Here is a 24,692-nt window from a genome sequence, read left to right on the forward strand (position 1 = left end):
CGCAATCGACCTACAGCCCCCGCGGCGATAGGGCCTCCGCGGTCATGGACGAGCACGGGCCTGAGGCGCCTCTTCCGACTACTTGGCCTGCGGTAGGTTGACGACCTTCAGCCCGGGAACCCCTCTCCCCTCATCCTGCTGAGCCTTGTTATTGGTCATGAAGCGTGCGCCCAGCCAACTCAAACGCCCTTTTCCCTGCTGCGTCCGGATCGAGGTCCTGGCCTTCCGGCGCCCTTGGCGAACGACGTCGGTAAGGTGCTCGCCCCCTGGTAACTCGACCCAATAGACGACCACCAAGCGACTTCCAGGGTCGAACAACATCTCCGTAAATGGCGCGCAGTCAGCATACTGACCGCTCCGATGGGCACCGACGAGACCGGAGACGGTCGCGCATACCTTCTGCTCGAACTCCTCGTAGTGCCCCTCTTCCTTTTGCCTGGCGAACTCTCGATAATCTTTGAGTTCAATCAGATACAGCCACTGCTCCCTGCTTCCCCCAAGAAGCCCCACGAAATCCACCGCCTTGGCGCAGGGGGATTTCTTGATGCCGTTCTCATAGGCCGGGTGGGTATCCCACTTGACGACGTACTGCCACGAGCCATCGAACTCGAGCTTGAACGGAGGCTCCTCAAACGACCAACTCATCCCTCTTCTCCCACACGGTCACGGCCAATGTCTCGTAGCAGTAGCTCCTCCTCCCAGTCGTGGAATTTTGCGTACTCCTGCAAGATGGCGTTGTTCTGGATGTGAGCCAGAGTCTCTCCGAACTCGACCTGCACGGGCCCATGCTGCTCAGAGCGATAGAGCGCGAAGAAGCGTGCATCAACCCGAGGTTCCTCTTTGTACTCAAGTGCGACCGACAGTCTGTGCGCCAGTAGGTAGTCATGGGTGGCGATGAAGATCTGCACTCCCCAAGCAGCAAGCTGGCGGATGAACTCCGTGATTTGGGCGGTCATCTGCGGATTCAGCCCTGCTTCCGGCTCATCCCAGAACAAGACCGCTCCTGGCACCAATGTTCCATTCGCTATCAGGCGCACCAGCGTCGCGACCTTCCGGAGCCCCTCTCCCACCAGGTGGGCCTCGAACTCCTGGCCACCCATCTCGATATAGAAGCGCTCTCCCTTCTGGCGCACCCTGCCTCCGAGGATGTTCTCAATCCGCCCGAGAATTTCTGGAGGCTCCCTCAGAGGAATCTCCGCCAGCGCACGGCACAGGTCTGCATACGTCTCATCGAACGAGACCTTGCGCGTCTCATACAGTTGGACAAACCCCTCGGAGAAGGCCAGCACGTCCCTGCTCGGAATGAAGAGCGCCGAAGGGGGGCGGAGCGGATGAGGCCCTATCTTTGCCAAGTCACCTTTCAGGATGACGGCAGCATCACTGCCACCGCTTTCGCTCAACTGTAGCTCGGCCCCACGCTCCGGCTCCAGGGAGGGTCTCCGGATCAGTCGATCGAGGTCATCCGGCAGGAAGACTCGCCGGAACTTCTCTGCCACCAAGGCATCCCTCTGCGACTCAGTCGCATTCTTGTCCGCAGCCTGACGGAGTGCCGCCAGCAGCGCGTACATTGCTTTTAATGCATGCGACTTCCCCGTGGAGTTCTTCCCAATAACAACGTTGATGCCAGAGCAGAAATTGAACTCGGCACTATCGAAAACGGTGAACTGGGTCAGTTGCAATCTACTCAGCGCCATGGTCGTCCTGATTCATGATTCATGAATGCTTCGGGCGGCTCAGCGCCTCGCGCGCCACCCCAAGCGCCCTGCACGCCTCATCCAGGAATCCTCCCCAGCGCGGCGCGTCGCGATCATACTCCTGCTCAATCCACGGGAGCAGTTCCTCAATCCCCTGGAGGATTGGCAGAAGCCGCTGGGATGTCCATCTTTCGTGCCGCCCTTCCTGATACAGAGCCTCGAGCACTTGTGCCTGCTCCGGAAAGGTCCAGCCCGCCCAGCCGTAGCGATCCGACGACTCGGCCACATGCAGCGGATAGCCGATGAAGCGCTCACGGGGGAAATCCAGCCGCCCGCGCAAGCTCCACCAACTGGACCGCCGGAAATCATCTGCGTCGTAGTGACGGGCATGTTCTCGCGCATCCCGCAGAGTGACCGGCCCTCTGCGCTGCAGCGCCCACAGCTGCTTCCAGCCCTCCCATTTCTTCAGCCCGGAGGAAGAGAGCCGATAGCTCGCCAGGAAGGGGACGGCCTCATCCTCGATTAGCTGGGCCAGCAGGCTGGCCAGGTCCGGACTCGTGGCCCCTTCTGACACCTCCGCAACGGCTTGGACATCGGCTGAGGAGGAGAGCGCCTCAATGATTGCCTGCATTGTCAGCGCGTGGGGGGAGCGCTGAGCGCGAAACAGGCCCTCGACTCGACTGAGCAGCCAGCGCGCACATGCGTCTTGGGTACGCATGGCATCATACTGTCCTCCCTTGCGAGGCTTTTTCCAGGCCAACCATCCTCGCTTGCATTCCCTTGCATCAAGCGCCCGCAGCACCCGATTGGCATTACGCTGATGGCTCCGCTCCAACCAGACCCGCGCGAGCTCAGGACGAAGCCCCTCGGGAGGTCTCTCACTCGACCACTCGAAGGGACGCTGCTCAGGCAATGCGCGCCCATCGCTGAGAGGTTCATTCCTCGCCAGCCCCCAAGCTCCGTAGACGATCCAGTCAATCTCCTCCTGATGAAACACCATCTCCCGGAACAGCAATTCTTCCTCGTGGAAGGCCCTCGCCAAGGCGCGGATGAGCGAGGAGCGAGTAGTACGGTCCCATCCTTGCGCGGACCATCTCCGTGCCGTTTCCTCTGCCGCACTCTCGTCGCCCACCACGAACCTCGGTTCGCACATCCGGCGCTGCTGCGCCAACTGCTCCAGCCTCTGCGCACGCTCTGCCAGTTGTGTGCGCACTGGGCCAGGGGACAGAACAGACCGAGGTACGGGTAGGTTCAACAGCTCTCGGAAAGAGAAGCGGAAGCTCGTGCTGCTGGCGCCGGACTCACGCAGATACCAAGTCGACTGTCGCTTCTCCAAGGACTTCGACGAGAAGAACTGCCTCATCCAGAACCATGCCGTCGAGCTATTCAGGTACGCCAGCAACGCCATGGAGCACTCATGCGCATCAGCACCCGGCAACGCCAAACCCTCTGCGGTGATCGCGATGCGCTGGCCGGGTTCAAGCCGGACAAAGCTGTTCTGCCTCGCGACAACCGGAAATCCAATGAGGACATCGCTCTCGGAGTCCTGGAGACCCCAGGAGAACATCCGCGCCACGGCTTGCCGCAGTTCCGAATCTCCGGCCTCTCTCGGCAGGAGCCCTCCAAACCCTCCGAGTACGCGGAAGATGAGGGGATGTGTCAACACGCCCTCACACGAGAGGTTCGGAAGTGCCTTGAGCTCGCTCTCCCTCAGAGACCAGTCCGTAAAAGCTTGCCCCCCGATCCAAACCCGCCAATGGGACCGGGGCACATGCTGCCGGGAAAAGACCTCTGGCTCTGCAACGATATCCGCGAACCGAGCAGGAGCCCTCCATGTGGACAGAACGCAGTCCTTCAGTCGCACCGGTCCGCCATGTTCCAGGTGAGCCAGCGCCGCTCCCGCATCACCCAGCTCGAGCACCCAAGGATGCTTCGCAAAGGTCTCACGAGAGACCTTCGCCACAGACACAAAATGCCCTTCGAAGCCCGGCTCATCAAAGTGCTCACGCAGCTCCATCCAGACCCGCCCCTGCTCCGGCACGGAGGGGGTAATAGGCTCGCCTCGGTGGCACAGCACGGTCCGCACGGCACTGGAGTCAGGAGGCTGCCTGCGCGCGATGAGCATCATCATGGGAGTGCCATGACCTGGGAGATAGGCCCCCGAGACATCCACGACCGCCGTCAGGTGCTGCCGTGCGAGCACCCGCTCCACCAACGCCTCGCCATACCTTCTCTTGATGAATGAATTGCTCACCAGAGCGCCGAAAAAGCCATTCTCCACCAGGAGGGAAAATGCCAGTTCGACGAAAGGCGCCATCAAGGAGAACTGAAGCTGGGCGCTCTCGTAGCGCGACCGGTAAAGCCTTCTCAGCTCCAGATTGCGCTCGGTGATGAAAGGGGGCTCGACGAGCACGACCTGGTAGCGCTGCGCCTCGGGTCCCTCAATGACTGCGGCCAGCTCCAGCAGTGCATTCCCCGTGCGGATGTTCAGTGGCACCTCATGTAGCCGGACCCGCTCGGGAGAGTCCACATTCTGGAGAAGCGCCCGGAGCAGCGTGCAGCGGGTCATGGCACAAGCAAACAAGCTGATGTCCATGCCCTGGAGCTGGCTCAGCGCGCGCTTCGCCTCGGAATACGAGATGGCAGCACCGCCCCCCCGCAGCTCCAATAACTTCCGGAAGGCGGACTCCAGCAGCATGCCGGAACCGCACGCAGGGTCCATGATTCGCAGCGCCTCGCCACCAAACTCCTGCGCGGCGGGCACAACGGTGTGCTCCACCAAGAACTCGGCGACGAAGGGCGGCGTTGCCACGAAGGCATGCTGCTCACGCGCCTGTCGCGTCAGCGAGAAGAAGAGGTCCGCCATGAACGAAGGCGCCCCCACGGCCCCCCGCCAGCGTGGGTACTCGTTGAACCGCTCGCGGAACAGCTCTAGGAGCTTGCGGCGTGCCCCCTCGGGGAGCGGCGGTAGAGAGCCTAGCGGGCCACGAGGCGCGAGCAGTTGCGCCAACTCCTCCAGCCATCGTGTCGTCTCCGCCTCGTCCACCCACTCTGCCCCGGCCCGCTCCGCCCTCCCATACGGTGCTAGGCCAAAATCTTCCGTAAGCCGCAGCAGGACCGCTGCGGCAACCCACGTGCCGATGCTCTCCTCCACCAAGGCAGCCAACCAGCTCTCGAACCGCTGGCCGTGATGCAGCTCTGGCGCCAGCCGCCAGGTCTCCTCAGCCCACGGACGGATGCTCTCGCGCAGTTCCGGGACTAGCGTCCCCTCGACAAGGCTGGCCGCTGCCAGCACCAGCGTGCGTGCCTCCCGTGTTTCTCGAGTGCTGCCCAAGACGCCTCCTGACAAGCAGACTCACCACATAGCAAGTCCGAGCCGGATCCATGCGCCTAAAGCGGCAACCCGCGCCTGCCCTGTGGGCTTCAGGACCTCTCTTAGGAGTCCAGCTAGGCCCCCGGCACTTGGTGGCCTGCCACGAACGCCCGTGTCCCCTCCACATCGAACAGCCGCTCCACCAGCAGCTTAGCCTCCAGTCGCGGAGACAGGCAGCGCTGGAACTTCGATAGGCGCCCCCGCATATCCCCCCCCGCCTGGGCGGAAGCCAGTTCGCCCCAGTCCACCCGCGGAATCGACTCGATGGCCAGCCTCGCCCAGGACAGGCCCGCATCCTTCACCTTCAGAGACAGATTCCCCGGCGTCCACCGTCGTCCCGTCTCCACCTCCAGCGCCGCAGCCAGCAGGCGGTTGATGGCCCCGCCCGCGAAGGTGTGCCACTGCACCCCCTCGTCCGTCACCTCCAGCGGAGCCTCCCCTTCCCCCACCAGCCCCTCGTACTCCCTCCGCAGCGCCTCCAACTCCAGCTGAGCTACCTTGCCCAGGACCGCCATCGGCGCCTCATCGGCCAGCGTGCGCTTCATCTCCTGACACAGCGTCCAGGACAGGTTCCGCGGGGGCCCCAGCCAGCTCGGCACCCGCCCCTTGTCCGCGGGCTGCACCTGGCACGTTCCCCGCTCCCAATCCACGTGCACCACCAGCCACGGCCGCCCACCGAGCCGGAAGCACAGCGGCCCATGTCCGTCCTCCTGGCTGCGCGCGAATGTAGCCTGCACAGTCCCAATCTCCGTCGGGCCGTGCATCACCCGCAGGAGCGGAGGCGAGGAGAACACCGCATACAGTTCGAAGAAGTTCTTCCGTCCGTAGAGTCGTTCCCCTTCCAGGCCCAAGGACAGCAGCCCCTCGGATTCGTGGAGGATGCGCCGTGCCAGCATGGTCTCCACGAGTTCGCTGACGTCTTCCGCTTCCAGGCCCCGGAAGGGGCTCGCCGCGGCCACCCAGGGCAGCACCTTGTGCCGGGATACCCCGCCCTCCTGGAGCCCCAGGGCCAACACCTGGTGGGCGAGCACGTGCGCGGCCTTGGTGGGCGGGCGGACATCCTCCACCCACCCACGCTCCGCCAGCCGTACGAGCGCCGTGGCCTGAAGCAATGTCTCCGGGCTCTGACACAAGAAAGTGCAATTCGAGCGCATTCCTTCGCGCCGTCCCGTCCGGCCCATGCGCTGGAGAAGGCTCGCCACGGACATCGGAGCATCGACCTGCAGCACCTGATCCAGATCCCCCACGTCGATGCCCAGCTCCATGGTGGAGGTGCAGACAATCGCCGTGTTGTGCCCGCGCGCGAACTGCTCCTCCGCGAGCTCGCGATCCGCGCGGCTCACCGCGCTGTGGTGTATGAACACCTCCACGCCCCGGCCTGCCATGGCCCCCGCGATGCGCTCGGCCTCGGCTCGGCTCTCTACGAAGACGAGGCTTTTCTTCCCCTGTCCCAACCTCGCGGCCTCCGCGGCCACATCCGCGGTGTTCTCCAGGAAGTCGAGGCGCAGATCCCTCACGGCCGGGGGCCGGGGCGGATCCACCCGCCGGTAGGGACGCCGGCTTGAGCCCATCAGCCACTGCCCGATGACGTCCGGGTTTCCCACCGTGGCCGACAGCCCAATGCGCTGCACGTCGCGCCCGCAGAAGTGCGCCAGCCGCTCCAGGATGCTCACCAGATGCGCCCCCCGGTCATCGCTGGCGAAGGCGTGCACCTCGTCGATGATGACCGCCGAAAGCCCGCGGAACAGGGAGCGCGCGTCCGTCTTCTGGCTGATGAGCATCACCTCGAGGGACTCGGGCGTAATCATCAGCACGTGGGCGGGCTCGCGCAGGAAGCGGGCGCGGGCGGTGCCGGGGACGTCCCCGTGCCACTTGAAGGCGTCCAGGCCCACCATGCGCGCGTAGCGCTGCACCCGGGCCTCCTGGTTGTTGAGGAGGGCGCGGATGGGGCACACGTACAACGCGGCCACAGGTGCCAACCCCTCAGAGAGGATGCGGGAGAGGACGGGAAAGAGGCTCGCCTCCGTCTTGCCTCCGGCCGTGGGTGCCAGCACCACCGCGTTGCACCCATCGAGGATGGCCTCCGTGGCCAACTCCTGGACGGGGCGCAGGCTGCGCCAGTCCAGCTCGTTCACCAGAGCATGGCGCAGCTGGGGGTGGAGCCGATGGAAGGCGCTCATGCCCTACCCTTCCAGCCGGCGCTTCGGACGGGGCGAAGGGGTCTCCGCCTCAGGCTCCTCCTCCACCTCGGACGTGCCCCGCCGCGCGGCGAGCTCCTCGGGGCGCAGGCTGGCCTCGTCCACCTCCAGCCGGTAGTGCTGGTGAGGCGAGTAGTCGGGAAACTGGTCCACCCTGTCCAACACGTCCACCAGCTCGCGCAGGAAGAGCCGCGGGGCCACCGTCACCTTGCCCCCGAAGCCCTCGGTGACGCGGCCGACGAGCCCCTCCAGGAAGCGGTCATCCACCGTCCCCTGGACGCGCCCCGGCTCCCGCGCGGGGAAGAGGGCCCGCACCTTTCGCCCCACCTCCAGCAGCCGTCCCGCATCGAAGGGAGGCAGCCGCACCTGGGGAGCGCGCAGGTTGTCGAAGCGGGGCTCCGCGTCGAAGCGGGTGAAGACGCGCTGGTACAGCGGCGAGAGGGCCTTGAGTCCCTTGGGCCCCTCGAAAAGCTCGGGCGTGCCCGTCACCACCAGGTACAGGCCCGGCAGCTCCCCATTCATCAGCATGTCCACGAGCTGCCTCAGGGCGTTGAGGGCCTTCTCGCGGGTGGGCGCGGGCATGCGCTGAAGCGTCTCCACCTCGTCCAGCACCACCACCAGCCCCGCGTGGCGCGATTGGCGCAGCAGCATCAACAGCCCCCGCAGGAAGGCCAGTGCCGCCTGCCCGTCCACGGCCCCCTTCACGCCGGCACGGGAGATGATACCGCGGTCCACGTGCGGCTGACCTCCGAGCCACCCCAGGAGCTGCTGCGCCACGCCCATGTCCCCGGCCACCTGCGCCCCGGCGTAGGCCCGCAGCACCTGCGCAAAGGCCGGATTGCGCGCGCTCAGCTCCGCCAGCTTGTCCTCCAGCCGCTCCTCCACCGCCGCGGCGAAGGCCGGGTCGTCCTCGGACAGCCCCTTGAGGCGCGTTACCTCCTCGCCTACCTCGAAGAGCCACCCGTCCACCACAGCGCGGAAGGCTCCCACCCCCTCGGCCGGCGTAGACAGCCGCTCCACGAGCCGGCGGTACACCGTCTCCAGGTGATGCAGCGGGGTGTCGTTGATGGAGATCTGCACCTCCGCGGTGGCGAACCCCTTCTCCCTCGCCCGCGCGCACAGGAGGCGCGTAACGAACGTCTTGCCGCTGCCGTACTCACCTCGAATCCACTTGGCGCGCCCGCTTCCGGCCCCGCGCGCCACGTCCTCAAGTTCCTCATCCACCACGCGCACCAGGGCGTCCACCCCCGTGGCGAAGTGGTGCAGGCCGCTGTGGGGCACGGCCCCCGTGCGCAGGGCCGCCACGATGTCGCGAGCCTCGGCCTCCGTCACCTTCATGGACGCTCCGCCCTCGCCTGGGGAATGTGGTGATACTGCACATCACCGGTGGGCAGCGTGTCCGTCTTGAAGAACGCTACCCCGACCCGGTGCAGCTTGCGATTGAGCTGGGTCATGAAGCCCGCTACGCGTCCCACGGGCTTGCCGATGCGCGGCGCCAGGTCCATGCCGCGAGCGCTCCCGTTCTGGGCAAGCACCACCAGGGCCGCGCGCTCGGTCGCGTCCAGCAGCGCCAGCACGTTCTCGGCCAGCCCCAACGTCGACGCCCCGGCGGCCACCGCAGCCACGGTGGCACGCGCATCGAACAGGTCTCCTTGCTGCCGGGAGGCCACGGCCACTGCAGCTGGCTTCGGAGGGGGCATCAAGCGGGCCACCTCCACCACCTGCGGCCGCGTGCGCCCCAGCCACCACGCGGGCTCGTCTGCCGCCACGCCCTGTTTGCCGAGCCACGCCAGCGGCACCACCATCTCCTCCAGGCTGCACCCACCGTGAAAACCCACCTGCGGGCCCCCCTGGTGGACGCCCATCTTCCACGCGAAGGCCTTGCGTCCCGGCGTGCCGCCCAGCCCCTCGAGGTCCAGAGCCATGAATCCCTCTGGAGGCTCGGCCCCGGCCGGCAGCTCGCACCAGCGGGCAGAGGCCCCCGGGCCCGCGTGCAGCTCGCGGGTCCAGTATGGCGTGTGGCCATGGTCCGCCGTTACCAGCACGCGACGGTTCGCTATCAGGGCCGCCTTGAGGCTGGGGATGAAGCCCGCGATGTCCTTCGCGTGCACCCGGAAGGCCGCCCCCGTGTTGGCCGATCCAATCTGGTCATCCACGGCATTGAAGACGGCGGATACCACCTCCAGTGATGGGTCACGGAGGGCGGCGAGCAATGCCTGCGCCCCGTCCGCCAGGTCGCCCTTGAGGAAAAGGCGCCGGGGCCGTGCCCCAAGGGCCCCATTCTGCCGGAAGCGCGCCGGGTCGGTGGTGCGCTCCTCCTGATCACGCCACAAGGACTCGGCGCGGAGCGGATCCTTCGGAATCTCCCCGAGGAAGAGCGCCCCCCGAGCATGGCTCGTCACCGTGGGCAGCGGGGCGAGCGCAGGGATGCCGTGCGCCCGGTCCAGCCGCGCCGAGCTTGAGGCGACGAGGCCCAGGGGCTCTAGCGGCTCCTGAGCCAGCTCATCGAGCAGCTCCAGGAACACGGGGTAGCTGCAGCCGTCCAGAACCACCACATACAGCGGTTCCGCCGCAGCCTGCGACACCATCTGCGCCCACAGCCGGTGCAGAGGCACCACGCCCGGGGCAAACAAGGCACGGGTGTAACCCTCCGCCAGCAGGTGCGCGAAGGCCAGGTTCTCCTCGTCGCGCCGGACACGGTACTTCGTCAGGACGGCCTGGGCCTCTTGTTGGAATTCAGCCGTGGTGGCCAGCACGCGACGCAACTTCAGGGCGGCCCAATCCGCGAAGGCGCCGCTCTCCTGGTAGCACCGAACGCGCGCCGCCATGTCCCCATCGGAGGAGAAAGGCTCGGCAAGGTAGCGGCTCAGGCGCGCCATCCCCTCCACCAACTCCAGCTCGCCCCGTTTGAGCGAGGCGGCCCGGTGCTTGCGCAGCTCTTCCACCTCCGCACCAGGGATAGGCTCCCCTTGAGCCGCCTGTTGGGCGAGCCGGCTGAGCCGGTTGGCCAGGCCCAGCGGCAGCAGCCGGCTCTTTTCCACCACCTTCGGCGTTAGGGCCTTCCGACCCAGGTTCTCCGCTTGGGCGAGATAGGGCGCCGCCTGTTCGCCCAGCGAATCCAGCGCGTCCTGGGCCAGATCTCGTACCGTCGCGCGGAAGGACTCCGGGGTGAGCTGCACCAATGGGTGCGAGTCCACGCCCTGCAATGGCCCCCAGATGCTCGGGGGCAGTTCCTCATCAATTTCGAAGAGCGCCCCATGCACCACGAGCGCGCTCAGCCGTTCCATCGCCTTGAGCCGCCGCGAATCCTCCAGCGCCCAGGCCAACACCCGCCCCTCGCCACCGTGCAGCGTGGGCAGAACGCGCCGCAGCAGGCCCATCAGCGCGGGCTCGGCGTCGGGGAGCTGGCGCAGCCACTCGGCGAGCAGCCGCCCTGCCCGCTCACTTCGGATGCGCGCGCCCACGCACGCGTCGAGCAGCAGCTCGTCCAACATCCGCCGGTCGATAACGGTGGGCAGCGTGCGCCCGCGCATGGCCTCGCGCAGGTTGTCCAGGTGCCGCACGGCCAGCGCCTTCGTCTCCGCGTCTGCGCCCACCACTGGCGTTCCCAGTGCCAGCACTAGCACGTCATTCACGTCCACCGAGTGGACGCGCTGTCCGCGGGCTCGTCGCACCACGTCCGGCGGCAGCCGGCGCGCCAGCTTCTCCTCCATCAGCGCGATGAAAGGCTCACCTCCAGCGCGGACGATAAGGCGGCGCAGTGCAAGCTCGGAGCCGGGCCGAGTGACGGTGTAACTGTAGAGCGGGAACGTCAGCCGCTCCGGCACCTCGCGCAGGAACTCGCCATCGAGCGCCAGCACGTAGCCCCGCTCGGCCGGGCCGCCGGCCAACTCGATGATTTTTCGCAGCAGGGCATCCTTCACCGGCTAGCGCCTCCGCACCGTGACAATGACTTCCACAGCCCCGGGCTCCAACGTCACCAGCTGGGATCGCAGCTTGGACCACAACGCGTCGAGTTCCGCTGTGCTGTTGCCGCCGAGCTGCAGTCGCATGCCGTCCAGCACCACCTCGAGTGGCTCCGGCCCCTGTCCTGCCTGCGAGCCCTGCCCTGTTCCGGCAATGACATTCCCCGAGCCGGCCGGAACCGTCACCGCGTTCCCTCCCGGAGACTGCCCTCCCGAAGGCGGCTTTACCGGCGTCATCGCCTCCAGGATGCGTGACAACAACTCCTCCGCGCTCTGGTTCCACGCTTCCACGGGAGCCTTGCGCAACGGCCGGGCCAGCTCGCTGGCGCCCAGCAGCGACTCCAGGTCCGCCAGGCACGCTCGGGCCTCGGGCCCCAGCTGTGGCACCTTGCCCGCCGCCGTCTGGAGCTGGGTGCGGAGCCGCTCGCTCAGCGCATCGAGCGCATCCTTCATGGCCTTGGCATTCTGCACCGCTCCCCGGGCAGCATCCCCGCCCTCGGCGCTCCACGCGTGGAGGAACGCCTCCAGCAGCACGTGGGAGTCCGACTCCCGCGTCACCAACGGCTTGAGGCGAGCAATGGACTCATCCACCTCCGCAATGCGCCGGCTGCCCGCCCCGAGCTGCACCAGCCGCTCACGCACGCTCACTAGCGTCTTGCGGCACTCATCCCCGACCTGTCGCAACTGGCCCACCAACCGGTCCTGTTCGCCGAGCGTCCGCTGGCCGGGGCGTGGCAACCCAAAGAGCGCCCCCGCGAGGTCCACCCCCTGCCCCCACATCGCCACAGACAGCAGCGGCGCACGCACCAGCTTCAGGTTGGCGCGCACGGTGGACTCCACCCGCAGCTCCCACGGACTGCCCGACCCATCCACCACCCGGTAGCCGTACGCCCGGGCAAAGAAGGCCAGGAAGAAGCAGCGCACCGGCGGTGGCAGGCCAAACGTCTCTTCTAGCCGGTTGTCCACCACGCCCCACATCAGCGACGCCGAATTGGCCGCCTCCAGCACTCCTTTTACGTAGCGCGTATCCCGCCGCAGCGTGCCGCGCGTCTGCCCCAGTTCCACCAGCTCCAAGGGGCGCCCCAGGTTGAGCAGCACCTTGCCCTGCCGCTCGTTGAACTCCAGAGGCGTGCCCGCCTCGTGCGCCTTCACCATCCAGTCGCACAGCTCCTGCAGGTCCTCCACCCGCGGCTCGGCCCCGAAGGTCGGGTGCTGCGGGTGACGCCGCTCCATCAGCGCGCAGCCGAGCTGCTCCAGGTTTTCCTGCAGCTCCGGCCGGGACAGCTCTGCGGGCACATCCACCGCGAGCGCCTCGACAACGCCGTGGTCCTTGTACGCCACCTTCAACGAGTCCTGGAACGAGCGCGCCAGGGTCGCCTCCTGCGCCCGCGCCCGATCCACCACGCTCTGCCGGTCTGCGATGGACAGGTTGGCGAGCAGATCCTCCTGGCCTTCCTTGGTTAGAAGGAAGCGCACCGCCGCCAGGTCCTTGAGGAGCCCCATCTCCTGGGGCGTCAGGTGGCGCGGCAGCCAGCACACCGTCCACGCCGAGCCGTTGCGGCGCGTGTAGTCTCGCGCGCGCTGTCGGTCGTCCTCGACCGTGTAGCCCTTCTCGTCCCACGGGTAGTCCACGAGGATGCGGAACTCGTCGCCCGGCTGGGGCCGGAAGGCTGCATGCGGCAGTTCGCGCACGTTGCACAGCTTCACCGAGCCGCGCCGTTGCGTGCCGCGCCAGCGCACCTTGAGGTCGCCCTCCTGCCCCTCGGTGAGCTCCCGGAAGCCCGGCGTTTTTGCCAGCCCCATGGCCTCCGTGAAGACAGAGAAGAACGTGGCGTAGCGCGTGTGTTCGCCTCCAGTGCGCCCGCGCGCGCGCTCCAGCAGCTCGCCGAAGTTAGCGCCCTTGAGCACCACGGACACGTCGTAGTCCGGCGCCGTGCCGGACACCTGCAGCATCCCCACGCGCCGGCTGAGCTGCAACAGGTCCTCCGCCACCCGAGCCCGGCGGCTGCGTTCCGTCTCGCCCGACACCTCCGCGTCGTTTAGCAGCACCAGCCGTGACACCTTCATCCCCGAGCCCTTCAGCCTCGGAGAGGCCTCTGCCAGCAACACCGTCTTGACGATCTCCTCCAGCACCTGCCGGCGCTTCGCGTCGAACGTGCCGCCGGACTCCTCCGCCTCACGCAGCATGGCGTCCATTGCAGGGCGGAAGCTCTCGTAATACAGGCGGTGGATGGCCTTCAGGTCATCGGCGCCCTTGCCCGCCTCCACGCCGCTGGGCGGAAACAGCGCATCGAAGGCTCGCCCCACGGGAAGGAGCTTCCCCAGCTCCAGATTAGGGTTGTGCACTACCAGCAGCTCGTACAGCAGCCGCAGCGCGGTGCGCTCGCGCTGGAGGAGGCTCGACACGTCGATGAGCGCTTCAATGAGCGCCGGATGGAACGGGTAGACGTCCTTCAGGTACTCCACGTCCGCACTCTGGAGCACCGCGGGGAGCACCTTCTTTTGCGACTCGGCGAGCTGGTCCACCGCGGCCCGCACTGCCGCTGCATGGCGCGGCTTGAGGATGCGCTCCTTGCAGATGTGCCGCAGCTCCACGTCCTGCAGCGTCGTCTCCTCGAAGCGCTTGGTGTGGTGGCGCAGGTGCTCGTGCAGCTCGTGGTCGTACGTCAGGTCCGGGAAGAACTCCTGGATGTTGCGCTGCCGCGCGATGAACGCGAACACCGGCAGCGGCCGCTGGCCCCCCGCGTGGTCCACCATCACCGTGAGCTGGTTGATGGCGGCCTTGAACTCGGTCGCCGCCTTGTCGCTCAGCCACAGCAGGAACTCGTCCACCAGGAACACCACCCCGCCAAAGCCCTGCGCCTTGGCGTGCTGCGTGAGCCGCCGCAGCCCCTCGCCCCACTGCGGGTCCACCCCCGCGCTCGCCGCGTCCCGGCCCTTGAACTGCAGGAGCGCCCGCGCCAGCGCCTCCCGCTCCTCGGGGGTGCCCGCCGCCAGCGCCTCGAAGTCCTCGTGTGAGGCCACCACCCCGCCGTCCTCCAGGTGCCGCCAGAACGCCGGCCCGTACAGCTCCGCCTCGCGCCGGGCCTCGTCCAGCACCCCTTGCACGTGGAGGAACTCGAAGGGCGGCTTGCCGTGCCGCGCCAGCGCCCGGTTGAAGGCCTCGTAGACGGCCCTGTCAAAGCTGCTGCCGCCCGCCTCCGACAGCATGTGCAGCCGCACCGTCAGAAGCCGCGCGTCGCGCACCCAGGCGCGGTGCTTCCCCGCCAGCTCGCGCACCAGCGGGTCCGGCTTGCTCCACGCCCGCTCATCGTCCTCCAGCAGCAGGCCCAGCATGGACAGGAAGTGGCTCTTGCCGGAGCCGAACGAACCGTGGACGAAGCGGCCCAGCGGCTCGCCGCGCGCCAGCGCGTGCTTCATGCCCTCGAAGATGACGGGCAGCGACTGGCGCACCGCCGGCGTGAAGACGTACTCGTCCACAAGCCGGCGCCGCTCCTCTTCGCTCTGCGGCACGTCCAGGCGGACCACGAAACCCAGCGCGGTGAGGTCCTCGCGGCTGGGCAGGTTGTAGGCTTCGGAGATGTTCACGCGGTCCTCCTGCGGGCTCTCGTGGCACGCGGGCGCGTCGCGGGGAATCGCTCCGCCCACTCCGACAGCATCTTCTCGGTGACGCCGTCCTTGCCCACCAGGCCCCGCACCACGGCGTCGAACTCGGCGGCCGCCTCCTTGGATTCCCAGGCCACATACGGCACGAGGAACTGCGCGCCGTACAGCAGGCCGTAGCGGTCCGCCAGCGCCACGCCGCTGCCCTCGGACTCCTCATCCAGCTCAATGAGCACCTTGGAGCGCTGGCGCGTCGTCCAGCCGGCCCAGCCGTACAAGCGCTCGGCGCCGTCACGCCAGGGTAGCTCGGTGAAGGCGATGAAGCGCTCCTTGGGCACGTCGAGCGCCCCGCGCAGCGACCAGTACTCGGGACGGAGGTAGTCCGCAGACGCGTATTTGGGCGGCACCGGAGGCGTTACCTTCTCCCCTGCGTCCTCGCGGCGCTGCAGCTCCCATGTCGCCTCCCAGGCGGCGCGCTTGTCCAGGCCCGAGGGCTTGAAGACGTGATTCTTGTTGTTGGGGACGCTGTCGGCGAGCAGGCGCCCGGAGAGCAGGGCCTCCAGGTCGAACTGGGCGTTGCCCGCCAGGCACTCGGCGACGGCGAGCACGCCCGCGTCCGCCTGGAGGGCGGCGACAATCTGGCGCAGCGTGAACGGTGAAGCGCGCCCCTTTGCCCACTCTTCCATGCATTCCGAGAGGTACGTCTCGAACGCCTGCTTCTCCTCGGTGGCGTAGTCCGGACGGTACCAGCGGCGCTTGTAGGTAGGTTGTTCAATGAGCGCGAGGTTGCGGTTGGTGGCGGCAAGGGCCAATCGCTGCTCAATGATGCGACGCTCCGTGGCATCCGGGATGGTGTCCAGGGATGTCACCGGCTCCCAGCCGTGGCGCTCGAACCACACAGTGGGGGCTTCGTCAGCCTCTTCGCCATGGGCGAGAGCCGCACGACGTTCAGAATCCTCCCGCGCGAGCGTGATTTCGAACGGGCGCTGCCCAGGAATGAGCGGCAGAACATCTTCCGGACGTCGAACCTCCGAATCAGACTCAACACCATAGAGACCGTAACACAGCCAGTCGAGTTCCTCCTGGAGTCCTACCATTCGACAAAGTCGTGCCAAGTCGCTTTCACGGCGATCATGCAACGCTGCCCTTAGGATTGAAGCACCGGACCCAGCGTGGCGCTCTATACATCTCCACGCAGAGTCTTCGTTGCGAACACGGGCCAGAACATCCAAGGAACCAGCAAAAGCTTCAACCTGAGCTTGCCGTTCTACCCTCACAGGAAAAGACTTCAGCTTTGTTCCATCACGCTGGTATCGCTCTTCCCAGCCCTCGCCTGTTACACGCCCACCATTCCCCATCTTATCCCCGCCCTTTGGCTGGTAGACCTGCTTCATCCAGAATTCGGCAGTAGACGAGTTAAGCTGACCAAGCAAAGCGAGACACTCCGCCTCTGAGACCCCAACTCTCAGTTTGATCAGCGGCGCAGTCTGCGTAAAGACCGTCCCACCTCGATCAAGGAAAAAATGATTGTGCGTAGCAATTTCCGCAAAGGCAATTTTCAGCGAAGCAAAGTATCTCTCTGGGTAGAACATCGAATACTCATAGAACCTCCCCCCGCTTTCTTTTTTTGTCTTAAACCCCTTTCCTTCTCGCAACCACAACTGAGCACGATACCGCCACATCACATCGAAGTGGCGGCCCAATGCACCAACAGCACACGTCCCCTCGTGAGAGTAAGGAAACAGAATCAACTGCGAATTCTGCATCCCCCAGTCACGAATCAGCTCGCCATTGCCAAGCACCGCAATCTGCTCCGGAGAGATACCAGAGCGCTTATCGGCCCCATGGCGAAGCTCAAACACCTCATCCTCTCGCGTGACCGCCCCAAAACCAATCAATTCACATAGATCGCGGATTTTCTTGAGACATCCGTCTTCTATTTTCTCCTTAAGTTGACTCGCCCCGCCCCCCCGCAATGCTCCATGGATGCCTTTGCAATACGGCGCGTTCAACCAAGGAAACGGAGACGAACTCGGAATCATAGGAAGGATTATTGTTCCCCTGGATGATGCTACTCCAGACCTTACCTTGAGCAGGGTCCTGCGGCACACTTGGCTCTCCGCGCTTCCCCATCACAACCAGCACACTCTTGGTTTGTGCTGGCCTATTACGCCCCACAATGAGCACTGTTGGCGTTCCATGCCCAGGGATATACGCACCAGCGGTGTCGACCACTTTGGTCAAGCTGTAATTCGGAAGCACCTTCTCAACCAGAGCCCTTCCAAACTCTCTCTTCATGAAAGAATTGGCAGTGATAATCCCCACCCAGCCATCGGATGCAGCCAACTGAAACATACGCTCCGTAAATGGGGCTCCCAACGAATACTGCCGAGAGGCAGAAAGATAGCGAACAACCTTTCCCACCTTCTCTTTGTGGTATTCGCGCCTTGCTGCATCCTTTTCAGTGATGTATGGCGGGTTCCCCACCACCACCTCGAAGCCAGCCCTCAACAACGGATGCAGCCGCGCCCTCACTTCGGGCCGAGTAAGCATGTTGTAAGGCTTTTTCTCCACCTCGCCGGTGAAAAGCCCCATCTGCTCAGGCTCCGGGTCGCGCTCTACCTGCTCCAGCGCGTCCGCCCAGTACACCTGTGGGTGGTAATCGCTGGCGGCGCCGAGGTCCGTCTCCCCGGCCAGCTCCATCGCCGTCATCACGAGCCGTGCGCGGGCCAGTCCGCACGCGTAGTCGTTGAGGTCGATGCCCACCACGCGCGCAAGGCAGTCGTTCACCACCTCGTGCACTAGGCGCTCGGGGTACTTCTCGCGCATCCCCGTCACCAGCCGCTTGAAGGCCGCGAGCAGGAAGTGCCCTGAGCCGCACGCCGGGTCGAGCACCCTCACCTTCTCCACGCCCCACTCGGCAATGGCGGGCGTGAGCGTCTCGTCCAGGATGAAGTCGAGCACAAAGTCCGGCGTCTGGAGCAGCGCGTAGCGCTCCTTCACCACCGGGTCGAGGTCCTGGTACAGGTCTCCCATGAGCCGGCCGTCGAAGTGCTCGCCTGTGAAGCGGAAGATGCGCTCGTTCGTCTCCAGGTCGGTCTTGCGCCAGAACTGAATCAACTCCTGTGACAGCGCATCCGTGGGCCGGGCCACCTCGGCCGGTTGGAGCGAGAAGAGCTCGGGTAGGCCTCCGCGCGGACGGGACAAATCCCGGAATACCCACGCAAGGTACGCCGAAGGCCCCAGGTTGGGCGCGAGGTGGCGGAAGAGCTTCTCCGACTCCACCTCCTGAGCCTTGGGGTCCGGGTCCACCAAGCGCAACGGGTGCAGCAGGCCGCGGTCCTCCAGGACGCGGACATACACCGTCTTGAGCACCCACAGCACCGCGGCGCGTCGGGACAGCACGTCCGTCCAGACGATGAAATCCTCGCCCACTTTCTCGTCGCGGTGGAGGGAGCGGGCTCGCTCCTGCGCAGGCCCGGGACGGCGCACCTGCTCGCGAATGTCTTCGGCAATGCGCGCCGTCAGCTTCGCCAGCGCCTTGGTGAGTGCCATTCGCATCTCCAGCTCCATCAGTCCCTCGCCTTCACTTCAAGCGGTTCCGGCACCGGCAGCACCTGCAAGTTCAAGACGGGCTCCTGTCCGTTGAAGAGCGGCTGCCGTTCGCTCACAACGCCCGGAATGACAAGCACCCAGAAACCCAGGTCGCGCTCAGTCACGCGGTCATACAGTCGCCGCGGCACATCCTTCTCCACACTGCAGACGCCCAGAATCCCGGTATCTCCAAGCACCACCACGTTGCCCGGGCGGCCATGCTGCTCCAGCAGCGTGTCCAGCAGCGCGCTCGCTTCCTTCTTGAGCTTGGGCTTCTGCGCGAGGAAGCGCTCGGCTCGCTCGAAGGCGGGGAAGTCCGGCTCCATGCGCTGGAGCAGCCGGTCCTCGAAGCTGACGAACTCCGTCTGGGGCCCCAGGGCGCGCCGCAGGCTACGGGCCACCTCGGCATGCGTCTCGGGTGGCGAGACAACGAGTCGGTAGCCGCGCCCCCGGGACGCCTCGCGCAGCCGCTCGGCCACCACCTCCGCGTAGGGGCGCTGCGGTGAGAGGAGGTCCGAGGGCAGCGGGTCCTGCACCGGGCCGCGCTCCGTTTCCACCCGGGCACTGGAGGGCACCACCTCTTCGCCCACCACTCTGTAGTCGGGCAGCACCTGGTCCAGCACCTCGGGCAGCGCGTCGCGCCGGGGTTCATTCCAGCCCTCCTCACCGAAGGTGGCCCTCATCTGCTGGTAGAGTTCGTCCACCTTCAAGGGCAGGCGAGCACGGCGCAACACGTGGCGAAGCACCTGCGGGCCCTCCAGCGGGGACTGGAAAAGCTCCCCATCTGCCGTGAGGTGCAGGGAGGGCACCAGGTACTCGGCCAGCTTCAAGAAGTCCCCCAGGTACTCGGGGAGCACCCCGCGCAGGGTGCGGCGAGCCGCGGCCGGCTCGGTGGGCTCGCCATCGTCCCAGCCCGCCAGCTTCAGCGCCGTGTCGATGAAGACCTTGAGGGCCTTCTCGTCGAGCGGCGCGGCAAAGAGCACCTCTTGGTCGGGCTCCTCGGGCAGCGGCATGCGGCCCAGGCGCGTCTCGTTCATGCGCTGGAGGAGCCGCACCAACCCCGCCGTATGCAAGCGCGACGAGGGTTCCCATGTCTCCTCCAAGCGCTCCACCAACTCGGGCAGCCGCATGACGCCCGCCGCGGACTCCAATTCCGCGTGGAGGCGCTCCCGCAGCTCCTCCAGCGCCTCGCGGTCCACCTTGACGAGAGCAGTGTTGAGGGTGCGGCTCACCTCGGGCTGCGACAGGCCGAGCGTGTCCGCCACATCCTGCTGGCGCTGGGCGGCAGGCGAGTAGAAGCCGAAGGTCTCCGCCAGCACCTGCTCCTCGCGCGGCTCCAGCCTGCGGCGGGCCTCGGCCCACAGGGACTCCACAGTGGAGCGCAACTGGCCCGGCGCGGGCGAGGCCGTGCTGCGGGTGAGGTGGGTCTCCAACATCTCCACCACCTGCGCCAGCCGCCCGCGACCCACGCCCGGCACGGAGGTGAGGTCCTCGCGCGTAGCCCCGGCCAGCCGGCCCACGGTGCGGAATCCCGCGGACGCCAGGGCCTCCTCCAGGGCCCGCGGCAGGGAGAGAACGGACAGCGCAGCGGGGTCCCCTTCCGCCTCGGGGAAGAGGACGCGGCGGATTCCCTGGGGCGCGGAGGGCTGGATGCCCCGACCGCGCAACTCCTCTTGGAAGGCGAGCACCTCCTCGCGCCGCTTCTTACCCAGGCCGCTGATGGAGGCGAGCTGCGTAGGCTGCAGCGCGACCAGCTCGCCCTGAGTACGCACCCCGGCGCGGCCGAGCACCGCCACCGCCGTGCCCGACAGCCGGCTGGCGCTCAACGGGGCCTCGGGGTTCGCGGATGCGTCCGCCACCTCCAGCAGCGGCTCCGACTGGCCTCCGCGCCCGCGCTCGCCCAGCGCCTCCCGGAAGAAGTCCCGCATTTCGCGCACCGAGGTGAAACGTCGGCGACGCTCCGGGTGCAATGCCTGTTGAAAGAAGCGGGCCAACCCGGGCGAGTCGAAGTCGTCCGCTTCAATGGGCGGAACCTCGTCCGGCGAGGGCACGCGCCCGTCAAAGGGGTGGCGACCGGTGTAGAGCTGGTGGAGGACGAGGGCTGCCGCGTAGCGGTCCGCTGCAGCGTCCCACGCCTTGAGGGTGGGGTCACGCCAGAGGGCAGTGCCCGCGAGGATGGCCTCGGGCGCGTCCCCGGCGAGCGAGAAGTCAATGACGGTGAGGCCGACGTCGCCCACCACCAGGTTCTCCGGCTTGAGATCCTTGTGGGTGATGCCTTGGGACTCCAGGTACTCCAAGGCAGAGAAGAGGTCCTCGGCGAAGCGCCGCTGCGTGTCGCGGTCCGGGCTGAGGTGCGCAGCCAGCCACGTCGAGAGGGTCTCGCCCCGGACCCGGTCCATCACCAAGGTGCGGCGCCCCGGCACCAGGCCGGCGCTGATGTCCTGCCGCACCCGGACGATGTTCTTGTGGTCCAGCCGCTCCAGGATGCGCCACTCCGCCTCCAGCGCGCTCTCCGCCTCGTAGGTGTTGCGCGCCACCTTGAGGGCACGCGTCTGCCCGCTGACGAGGTGCAGCGCGGAGTAGACGGTGGCGAGCCCGCCCACCCCCAGCTTATCCAGCACCTCGTAGTCCGCGCCCAGCCGGGTGTGCTTGGGCAAGTCATCCGGGTCCAGTTGGGGGGCCTCCGTCCGGCGGGCGCCGCGGCGCGTGGGGTCCACGGCCAGGGCCACCGCCTCCCGCGCCTCCTTCATCGAGGCGAAGCGATCCGCTGGGCGCAGGGACAGCATACGCTCCACGGCCTCGTCCAGGGAGCGCGGCACCAGGGCGTTGTGCACGGCCACGTGGAGCAGCGGCCCGCCCCGGCGCATGCGCTCCGCGGTGGACTCGAAGAGGGCGCGCCCGGTGAGAAGCCAGCCCAGCAGCAGGCCCAGCCCCCACTGGTCCGTGTGCGGCGAGGCGTTGGTGAAGCTCTGCGTGACCTCGGGTGCGGCCCATCGCAGCCGCTCGTCCTGCAGTGACGTGACGTGCACTGTGCGGCCGCTCTGGAGCTGCTTGGCGAGGTCAAACCCCGTCAGCCGCACCTGGGAGCAAGGGGCCTTGTCCTCCAGCAGCACCACCTCGGGGCGCAGCAGGCGGTGCACCACGCCCTGTCCGTGGGAGTGGGCCACCGCGTTAGCCACCTCGTCCCAGAGGTGTGCCAGTGCTTTGAGGCCCTCACGTCCGGGGTGCTGAGCCCGGTGACGCGCGAGCCACGTAGGGAGCGTCACGCCCCGGAAGTCCTCCAGCGGCAGGCAGAAGCGGCCCGCGTCGTCCTCGAAGAAGGGCTCGGCGCGGAGGATGGAGGGGTGCTGGCCCACGCGGTTGAGCACCTGGGCTTCCCAGCGCAGGCGCTCCAGCAGGTGCTGGCGCTCGGCGTCGGTGGCCAGCGGCGAGAGGGCGTAGACGCGCAGCAGGGCCCGCGTGTGGGTGAGATCGTTGACGGCGAGGTGATCCACCCACCGCTCGGTGGCCTCGACGGTGGACTCCAGGCGCCAGCCGCGGATGCGCTCCGGGGGGCGCAGGGCCGGGTCCTGCTGGGTGAGGAGGGTGTGGAGGGTGCGCTGGGTGTGCTCGTCCACGTCAGGGCAGCCCCCGCGCGGGCACCTGTCGTGGAAGCCGCGTGCGTCTTGAAGGGCCTCCAGGAGGGTGTGTCGAGTGTGGACGCGCCCGCGGCTGGCGGGGCCCTCCACCTTGTGCTCGCTGGCGTGCGAGAGGAAGACGAAGTGCTCCACCCATCGGCGCGCGGCCTCGGCGGACAGGCGCTTGAGTTCGGAGGCCAGCACCTGGGCCGTCAGCCGGTTCTTCTTCAGCGGGCTGCGGATGGGGCCCTGCGGGACGTCCCAATCGTGGTCCGTGCCGCGCACCACCCCGCGGTAGGCCTTGAGCTCCACCACGTAGAAGCCGTGGGGGGCCACCACCACCACGTCCAGTTCGTGCACTACGCCGGTGCGCTCCACGAGCCACGCGTTGGAGTAGACAGCGTAGTCGTCCGGCAGGCCCTCGACGACGAGGCGGATGGCTTGGCGCTCCGCCTCATGGGCGGGCTCGCCCAGTGGGTAATGGCGTGCGGGCATGAGGGCGGCTCAGAGCAGGACGAGCGTCGTCGTGGTGGAGGGGAACCAGGGCTTGAGCTGCTCCTCGGTGAAGCGCCCGCCCTTCTCCTTCGAGAGTCCGAGGACGAAGTCGGGGGTGGGCAGCCGCTGGCGCACTTGCTCCAAGGAGGGGTCCTCGTGGATGGAGAGCACCCCACCCGCGCCCAACTCCAACGCCACGAGCCCGGCCAGGAAGCGCTCCTTCCAATCGCCGCAGGCTACGGTGAAGACGTCCTGGAAGTAGACACCCTCCAGGGTGCTGCACACGTGGTGGGCGATGAGTCCGCCGCTACCGGGCAGTTCCAGCACCCGGTGATGGGCCTTGATTCCGAGAGGCAGCTTCGAGCGGGCGAAGCGATGGGAGATGCCGAGCCGCTGCGCCTGGGCCTGGAGTCCTCCGCCCCAGGATTTCTTGAGACACCTCTCTGGGGGAATAACCTCCCCCTCGTGAGGTGGATGTGAAGAAGCAGCAGAAGCAGGACAGGACGGCGGAGCGCGGTCGGTTCTCGGCGAAGCGGAAGAAGGAGGCCGTTCTCCGATTGCTCAAGGGCGAGGAACTCGACGCGCTGTCTCGGGAGCTGGGCGTCACCGCGGCGGTGCTGAGCGAGTGGCGGGAGAAGTTCCTGGCTGGGGCCGAGGCCAACCTCAAGAGCCGTGAGCCGGAGCCAGCAGACGACGAGGTGCTGCGGCTCAAGGCCATGGTGGGCGAGCTGATGATGAAGAACGAGCTCTTGGCCGAGAAGGCCCGGCTGCTGGAGGGCAACGCGCCGGGTTTTCCCTGGAGGAAGTCGAGAGGATGAGCGCCACTCTCTCGCCTTCCAGCGGCAAGCCGTACGGGCTGGCGCTCGTGACGACCACCTGGCGCGTGCCTCGCGCCACGGTGTACCGGCACCGCAGCCGCCGCCAGTCCGAGACCCGCCCGGTAGCCCGGCGCGGCCCCAAGACGGCGCTGACGGACGAGGCGCTGCTGGAGGCCATCCGTGGCGTGCTGGCCCGCTCGCCTTTCCTGGGCGAGGGGCACCGCAAGGTATGGGCTCGGCTGCGCGCTCAGGACGTGCGCACCTCGAAGGCCCGCTGCCTGCGGCTGATGCGCCAGGCAGGGCTCTTGGCACCAGGCCGTGCTCGCCGGGTGCTGGGGCCGCGCCACCACGACGGCACCATCACCACCGACAAGCCTGACGTCATGTGGGGCACCGACGCCACCTGCACGGTGACGACGCTGGAGGGCCAGGCCACCGTCTTCATCGCCATCGACCACGGCACCGCCGAGTGCGTCGGCATCCACGCGGCCAAGGTAGGCACCCGTTTCGAAGCCCTCGAGCCCATCCGCCAGGGCGTCAAGGCTCGCTTCGGTGCGTACGGCCGGGGCGTAGCCACTGGGCTGGCCATCCGCCACGACAACGGCAGCCAGTACACCTCCGACGCCTTCCAGGACGAGCTGCGCTTCCTCGGAGCCGAGTCCAGTCCGTCCTTCGTCCGCAGCCCCGAGGGCAACGGCTGCGCCGAGCGCTTCATCCGCACCCTCAAGGAGCAGCTGCTCTGGGTGCACACCTTCTCCACCGTGGAGGAACTCCGCAGGGCCCTGCTGGAGTGGGCCCACCGGTACAACGAGCACTGGCTACTGGAGCGCCACAACTTCCTCTCGCCGAGTCAGGCCCGGCGGGAGCTGATGCAGTCGAAGCAGGCAGCCTGATTACGACCAACCTGGTGTCTCAACAATCCGGTGCGGTACAGGAGGTAGTCGGCCCCGGTGCCTGAAACGGAGGCCTCGGTGAGTCCCGCGAGCAAGGTGTCAACCTGAACATCCGCCAGGTTTGCCAGGGGCGAGGGGGCGCCCATAAGCGCAGGGGCGTCGAAGGCAGCCGGGTGTGTGACGGCCCCGTCCTCCACGACGAGGGAGGCGAGTGCGGCACTGCCCAGCCGACCACGAAAGCGCTCCCAGGATATGCGCTGAGGCTCCAGTAAACGCCACGCCTTGCGCTCCATGATTTCCTCACGGGCCACGGCGTGGAGAGCAACTTCGGTGAAGAGAAGCGCAGTCTGCTGTTGCTCGATCATGGGGTTCCCTGGCAAGCGCGGTGCATTCAAGGGTGTACCGCACCGGATTATTGAGGCACTAGGTGGGTCGTAATCAG

12 protein-coding genes and 1 pseudogene are annotated in these 24,692 nt (G+C 67.0%); 1 reads left to right on the forward strand and 12 read right to left on the reverse strand.

Going from position 1 to position 24,692, the window contains the following annotated elements:
• Positions 1-78 precede the first annotated feature (78 nt).
• From NR792_RS08935 to NR792_RS08985, 11 genes are all read right to left on the reverse strand, one after another.
• Positions 79-645, reverse strand: coding sequence for a hypothetical protein (locus NR792_RS08935; protein ID WP_375759645.1), 567 nt, complete (start codon positions 643-645; stop codon positions 79-81).
• On the reverse strand, positions 642-1,694 hold the full coding sequence (locus NR792_RS08940) for an ATP/GTP-binding protein (RefSeq protein ID WP_375759646.1): 1,053 nt from the start codon (positions 1,692-1,694) through the stop codon (positions 642-644). The genes NR792_RS08935 and NR792_RS08940 overlap by 4 nt, the downstream gene beginning before the upstream one ends.
• Positions 1,695-1,713: 19 nt before the next feature.
• Positions 1,714-5,028 (reverse strand): DUF7008 domain-containing protein, encoded by a 3,315-nt coding sequence (locus NR792_RS08945; RefSeq protein WP_375759647.1) that lies wholly within the window; start codon positions 5,026-5,028, stop codon positions 1,714-1,716.
• Between the two features lie 113 nt (positions 5,029-5,141).
• The gene (locus NR792_RS08950; RefSeq protein ID WP_375759648.1) at positions 5,142-7,247 is read right to left on the reverse strand and encodes a DEAD/DEAH box helicase; all 2,106 of its coding nucleotides are present in this window, start codon (positions 7,245-7,247) and stop codon (positions 5,142-5,144) included.
• A gap of 3 nt (positions 7,248-7,250) precedes the next feature.
• Positions 7,251-8,603 (reverse strand): BREX system ATP-binding protein BrxD, encoded by a 1,353-nt coding sequence (gene brxD / locus NR792_RS08955; RefSeq protein WP_375759649.1) that lies wholly within the window; start codon positions 8,601-8,603, stop codon positions 7,251-7,253.
• A complete protein-coding gene (gene pglZ, locus NR792_RS08960) occupies positions 8,600-11,188 on the reverse strand; it encodes a BREX-2 system phosphatase PglZ (protein ID WP_375759650.1) in 2,589 nt (862 codons plus the stop codon). Before pglZ ends, brxD begins: the two co-directional genes overlap by 4 nt.
• Before the next feature lie 3 nt (positions 11,189-11,191).
• Positions 11,192-14,818 (reverse strand): hypothetical protein, encoded by a 3,627-nt coding sequence (locus tag NR792_RS08965; protein ID WP_375759651.1) that lies wholly within the window; start codon positions 14,816-14,818, stop codon positions 11,192-11,194.
• Complete coding sequence (gene pglX / locus NR792_RS08970) at positions 14,815-16,875, reverse strand: BREX-2 system adenine-specific DNA-methyltransferase PglX (RefSeq protein ID WP_375759652.1); 2,061 nt, start codon at positions 16,873-16,875, stop codon at positions 14,815-14,817. The genes NR792_RS08965 and pglX (NR792_RS08970) overlap by 4 nt, the downstream gene beginning before the upstream one ends.
• Complete coding sequence (gene pglX, locus NR792_RS08975) at positions 16,781-18,388, reverse strand: BREX-2 system adenine-specific DNA-methyltransferase PglX (RefSeq protein ID WP_375759653.1); 1,608 nt, start codon at positions 18,386-18,388, stop codon at positions 16,781-16,783. The genes pglX (NR792_RS08970) and pglX (NR792_RS08975) overlap by 95 nt, the downstream gene beginning before the upstream one ends.
• A 17-nt stretch (positions 18,389-18,405) precedes the next feature.
• On the reverse strand, positions 18,406-22,539 hold the full coding sequence (locus NR792_RS08980) for a protein kinase (protein WP_375759654.1): 4,134 nt from the start codon (positions 22,537-22,539) through the stop codon (positions 18,406-18,408).
• A gap of 9 nt (positions 22,540-22,548) precedes the next feature.
• Positions 22,549-22,866, reverse strand: a complete 318-nt coding sequence (locus NR792_RS08985; protein WP_375759655.1) for a hypothetical protein — start codon at positions 22,864-22,866, stop codon at positions 22,549-22,551.
• 143 nt (positions 22,867-23,009) lie between these two features.
• Between NR792_RS08985 and NR792_RS08990 the strand changes: the two are divergent.
• Positions 23,010-24,250, forward strand: a pseudogene (locus NR792_RS08990) (IS3 family transposase).
• Here the strand turns inward: NR792_RS08990 and NR792_RS08995 are convergent.
• Positions 24,208-24,615 carry a hypothetical protein gene (locus NR792_RS08995; RefSeq protein WP_375759656.1) on the reverse strand — a complete coding sequence of 136 codons (408 nt, stop codon included), beginning with the start codon at positions 24,613-24,615 and terminating at the stop codon, positions 24,208-24,210. The pseudogene NR792_RS08990 and the gene NR792_RS08995 overlap by 43 nt on opposite strands.
• Positions 24,616-24,692: the final 77 nt, after the last annotated feature.

Source organism: Corallococcus exercitus (assembly GCF_042231735.1).
GTDB lineage: Bacteria > Myxococcota > Myxococcia > Myxococcales > Myxococcaceae > Corallococcus > Corallococcus exercitus_B.

Coding starts and splice junctions, on each gene's coding strand:
- NR792_RS08940 (WP_375759646.1), bottom strand. CDS start 1,694: ATGGCGCTGAGTAGATTGCAACTGACCCAGTTCACCGTTTTCGATAGT.
- NR792_RS08935 (WP_375759645.1), bottom strand. CDS start 645: ATGAGTTGGTCGTTTGAGGAGCCTCCGTTCAAGCTCGAGTTCGATGGC.
- NR792_RS08995 (WP_375759656.1), bottom strand. CDS start 24,615: ATGATCGAGCAACAGCAGACTGCGCTTCTCTTCACCGAAGTTGCTCTC.
- brxD (WP_375759649.1), bottom strand. CDS start 8,603: ATGAAGGTGACGGAGGCCGAGGCTCGCGACATCGTGGCGGCCCTGCGC.
- NR792_RS08980 (WP_375759654.1), bottom strand. CDS start 22,539: ATGCCCGCACGCCATTACCCACTGGGCGAGCCCGCCCATGAGGCGGAG.
- pglX (WP_375759653.1), bottom strand. CDS start 18,388: ATGGCACTCACCAAGGCGCTGGCGAAGCTGACGGCGCGCATTGCCGAA.
- pglX (WP_375759652.1), bottom strand. CDS start 16,875: ATGATTCCGAGTTCGTCTCCGTTTCCTTGGTTGAACGCGCCGTATTGC.
- NR792_RS08950 (WP_375759648.1), bottom strand. CDS start 7,247: ATGAGCGCCTTCCATCGGCTCCACCCCCAGCTGCGCCATGCTCTGGTG.